Annotated in this window: 5 protein-coding genes; 2 read left to right on the plus strand and 3 right to left on the minus strand. The window is 39.9% G+C overall.

The window, feature by feature from the left end; genetic code table 11:
- The first annotated feature begins 43 nt into the window (after nucleotides 1-43).
- Complete coding sequence (locus tag E5A76_RS14290) at nucleotides 44-418, plus strand: hypothetical protein (RefSeq protein ID WP_161119324.1); 375 nt, start codon at nucleotides 44-46, stop codon at nucleotides 416-418.
- Nucleotides 419-469: 51 nt separating this feature from the next.
- Here E5A76_RS14290 and E5A76_RS14295 read toward each other — a convergent pair whose 3' ends face one another.
- Nucleotides 470-1,363 carry a LysR substrate-binding domain-containing protein gene (locus E5A76_RS14295; RefSeq protein ID WP_161119325.1) on the minus strand — a complete coding sequence of 298 codons (894 nt, stop codon included), beginning with the start codon at nucleotides 1,361-1,363 and terminating at the stop codon, nucleotides 470-472.
- Between the two features lie 169 nt (nucleotides 1,364-1,532).
- On the opposite strand from E5A76_RS14295, the gene E5A76_RS14300 reads away from it, so the two are divergent.
- Nucleotides 1,533-2,087 (plus strand): YbhB/YbcL family Raf kinase inhibitor-like protein, encoded by a 555-nt coding sequence (locus E5A76_RS14300; protein WP_053988673.1) that lies wholly within the window; start codon nucleotides 1,533-1,535, stop codon nucleotides 2,085-2,087.
- A 64-nt stretch (nucleotides 2,088-2,151) separates the two neighbouring features.
- Here E5A76_RS14300 and ald read toward each other — a convergent pair whose 3' ends face one another.
- A complete protein-coding gene (ald, locus tag E5A76_RS14305; RefSeq protein WP_161119326.1) occupies nucleotides 2,152-3,267 on the minus strand; it encodes an alanine dehydrogenase in 1,116 nt (371 codons plus the stop codon).
- A 423-nt stretch (nucleotides 3,268-3,690) separates the two neighbouring features.
- Complete coding sequence (locus tag E5A76_RS14310; protein WP_053988675.1) at nucleotides 3,691-4,083, minus strand: H-NS histone family protein; 393 nt, start codon at nucleotides 4,081-4,083, stop codon at nucleotides 3,691-3,693.
- Between the last annotated feature and the right edge of the window lie 41 nt (nucleotides 4,084-4,124).

Raw genomic sequence — 4,124 nt, forward strand, 5'->3', positions numbered from 1 at the left:
TGATGAGATAAAGGATAAAAACTAATAAAAAGAGCCTATCTTTATGTCTAATTTTTTAAAAAATGCTTCATTAGCAACTGCATTTATAGTTCCACTTTTCTTTTCTTACGCTAGTGCGGCTGAGCCAGCGGGTAATTCGATTGTTGTTCAGTCGTGTGTAGAGAACCAAAACTTTGATGAGCAGGGCTTGATTCATTGCTACCAACAAGCGGAAGCAACGGCGAAAGATCAGGTTTATAACTTGTCTGGTCAAGGTGATCATTACAAAACATCGATTGATCAACGCTGTCAGCAACTTGAGAGTCAATTAAAGTCAAATACAACTCTTATTAAATCTGAGAAGGCGGCGAAAGTGGCGGCTTGTTATGCAAATGGTTGGGCGAATGCACGAGATGAAGTGCTGAATGAAAAATATTAATTTTTATGCTTAATGTAAAAACGGATGGGTACTGAGTACTCATCCGTTTTTTTATTGCTTGTGAGCTAAGTCTAAGATCGCAGCATAGAGCAGTGATGTCGCGGGATCTTTCTTATGTTCTTTGGGGCAAACAAGGTAATAAGTTGGTCTTTTATCGCCTTGATCGGGAATAGTAAATGCCTTAATGAGCTTTCCTTCATTAAGTGGCTTTTGCACTAGAATTTTATTTACATAAGCAATCCCTAACCCATTACATGCGGCTTCAATCGCTTGAATTGAATTTTGAAAGAATACTTTATTTTGATTGATGATCGGCTTTATTTTGAGGTTGTGTAACACGAGATCCCATTGAATAAGTCGGTTTGTGGTTTCAATTAAAGTCACTTCTTGCAAAATTTGTGGGGTAAGTGTGGTGATCACTGGCGGTAAATAATTGGGCGCACAAACGGCAATCATCTCTTCTTCAAACAACTTATCGTATTCCACATGCTCTGGTGGTTCTAAGCCATAACGGATAGCCATGTCGATGCTGTCTTTATGAAAATCCAGTGTTTCTAAAGTATCAACAAAATTGAGAGAAATACCCTGTTGAGACAATTGTTGAAGGTTAATTAACGGTAATAACCATTTATTAAGTAATGCTGGCGGTATTGCAACAGTGAGTTTTTGGTTTTTACTTGCCATACCAAGATCTGCGGTGGCTTGCTCTAGCTCATTAAGAATAATGGATGTACGGCTAAAGTAACGTTGCCCTGCATTGGTCAGCGTTATGCTTCGGTTATGACGTTGAAAGAGTTTTTGCTCAATAAACTCTTCAAGTGTGTTGATCTGATGGCTTACAGCCCCAGGTGTTACGCATAATTCTTCTGCTGCTAGTTTAAAACTTTGTAATCGTGCTGCCGCTTCAAAATACACAATAGCTTTGATGGGGGGGATAACGCGCATTAAGATTCCTTCGGGGTATTTTTTCTCAACTCACAAAATAGTTTTATTGATTTGTTGAATTTAATTATTAGTTCCATAATTAAAACCGCAAAACGAGTTTGGCAGTATACCAATTTCACATTTACTTTGTGCTGCTAGATAGTTAATTATTCGAACATGAGTACAGATAATGAAGATCAAACAAGTTGTAGCCGCTGTTCTTTTAGCCGCACCTGCATTTATGTCACATGCAGCAATGACATTAACAAGCCAAGATATTACCAATGATCATACGCTACAAAATCAACAACTGTTTAATCAGTGGGGTTGTACTGGTAGTAACGTTTCACCACAATTAAGCTGGACTGGCGTGCCTGAAGGTACAAAGAGCTTCGCTGTGACTATGTATGATCCAGATGCACCAACAGGTAGTGGCTGGTGGCACTGGAGTGTTGTAAATATTCCTGCAAACGTTCACAGTTTAGCTGCTGGTGCTGGCGCAGTAGGTGGTAAAGATCTACCTAAAGGTGCAAGCATGGTAACGAATGACTTCGGCTTCAAAGGTTTCGGCGGTGCATGTCCACCACCAAATTCAAAACCTCACAACTACGAAATCACTGTATACGCATTAAATACAGCTAACATTAAGTTACCTGAAAATGCATCACCAGCGTTAGCAGGTTATAACATTTTGTCTCATGTTATCGGTAAAGCTCAGCTAATCGCACCGACGAATGCGCGTTAATGTATCTTGTCATGAAAGAGCCACCTCGTTAGGTGGCTCTTTTTTTATTTATAAATCGTTCAAATCACATCAGTAGTGACTCTGGGCTGACATATGGCAAGCTGAGTGATTGTGCAACGCTAAGACAGGTAATATGCCCTCTATAGACGTTGAGCCCATGACGGAGATGGTGATCATCAAGCAGTGCTTGTTTATAGCCTTTATTTGCAAGGGCAACAATATAGGGAAGTGTAGCGTGGTTCAGCGCGATGGTTGCTGTACGGGCTACTGCTCCAGGCATATTGGCGACACAATAATGAACTACATTATTAACAACATAGGTAGGATTATCATGAGTTGTTGCATGGGAGGTTTCAACGCAGCCGCCTTGATCGATAGCGACATCAACAATCGCTGCACCGTTTTTCATTTTTCTGATCATCGCTTTTGTTACGAGTTTTGGTGCAGCAGCGCCAGCAACGAGAACACCACCGATAACAAGATCTGCATTAAGGACATGCTTTTCAATCGTATCATGGGTTGAATAGACAGTATTTACTCTACCGTTAAATTGAGCATCGAGTTGACGTAGCACTGAGATATTACGATCAATAATCGTCACATTGGCTTTTAGGCCAAGCGCCATTTGTGCAGCATTAGCTCCTACTACACCACCGCCTAGAATAACGACATTGGCAGGTGTTACACCGGGGACGCCACCGAGTAATACCCCTCTTCCGCCATGGGACTTTTCAAGGGCAAAAGCCCCTGCTTGAATTGACATTCTACCTGCCACTTCTGACATAGGTGCGAGTAATGGCAGCTTACCATCATTATCAGTCACTGTTTCGTAAGCGATACAAATAGCTTTGCTTTTGATCAAATCATTGGTTTGAGCTGGATCGGGAGCCAGATGAAGGTAGGTAAATAAAATCTGCTCTTCTCGCAATAATGCACGCTCATTAGCTTGAGGCTCTTTTACTTTTATGATCATTTCAGATTCGGCAAAGATATCGTTAGCCGTAGGTAAAATTTGTCCTCCAGCATCAATATAATCTTGATCTTGAAAACCGATCCCAATGCCAGCTTGGGTTTCAATATAGACGGTATGACCATACGAGGTGAGCTCTTTTACTGAGCTTGGTGTCATACCGACACGGTACTCATGTGTTTTGATCTCTTTTGGTATCCCTATAATCATAGTATTACCTCCTATCTATGATTAAAGAAGCTGTAGAAACCGTTATGGTTGTAATAATAAGTTACGTTTATAAATAGATAGAACCTATAACTATATTTTAACGTAAACATAATTTAGGCCACTGCAATGGTCAGTTTTGATGGCGATTAAAACTGGGTGATATGTTTTGATTGGCTTATTATCCTGTATTGTTGTCTTGTGCTGAAGCTAGTTTCTAATTTTATTAGTGATGGCAGTTGATAAATCTATTGATGTACAAAAATATGAACAGTGTGATGTGCTGTTTTTTATCTATGTAATGGAAGCTCAAAGTAAATATGAGCATGGCAAGATAACAAAGAAGGACGCGGAGTAGAATATAAAGTGAGAGTAAAAAAAACCGCCATATTAGGATGGCGGTTTATTGTTTGAATAAGATTGAAATTAAATTTCAAACTCAGAAAGTTGTGCACCTTGGTCAAGCAGCTGTTGCAGTGCTTTAGGAGTACGGCCTTGGCCTGTCCATGTTTTTTCTTCGCCGTTTTCGTCTGCGAATTTGTATTTAGCAGGGCGTGCAGCACGCTTCTTCTTCGCTTTTGGTGCATCACCAATAAGTGCAACAAGCTCTTCTGCTGTAATACCTTCTGCTTCTAGTAGCTCACGGTATTTTTGAAGCTTAGCTTCTTGCTCTTTATTTTGTGCTTTAGCTGCAGCTTCTTCTTCACGGCGCTCTTCAACAACTTGAGTAAATTTTTGAAGACCTTCTTCTAGATCTGAAACTGACATTTCACGTGCTTGAGCACGTAGTGAACGTAGGTTTAATAAAATATCAATCATGTAAAATTTATTCTGATATAAAAGTAATTATTGGGGTCTAT

Source organism: Photobacterium lucens (assembly GCF_009873615.1).
In the GTDB taxonomy this organism is placed as follows: Bacteria; Pseudomonadota; Gammaproteobacteria; order Enterobacterales; family Vibrionaceae; genus Photobacterium; species Photobacterium lucens.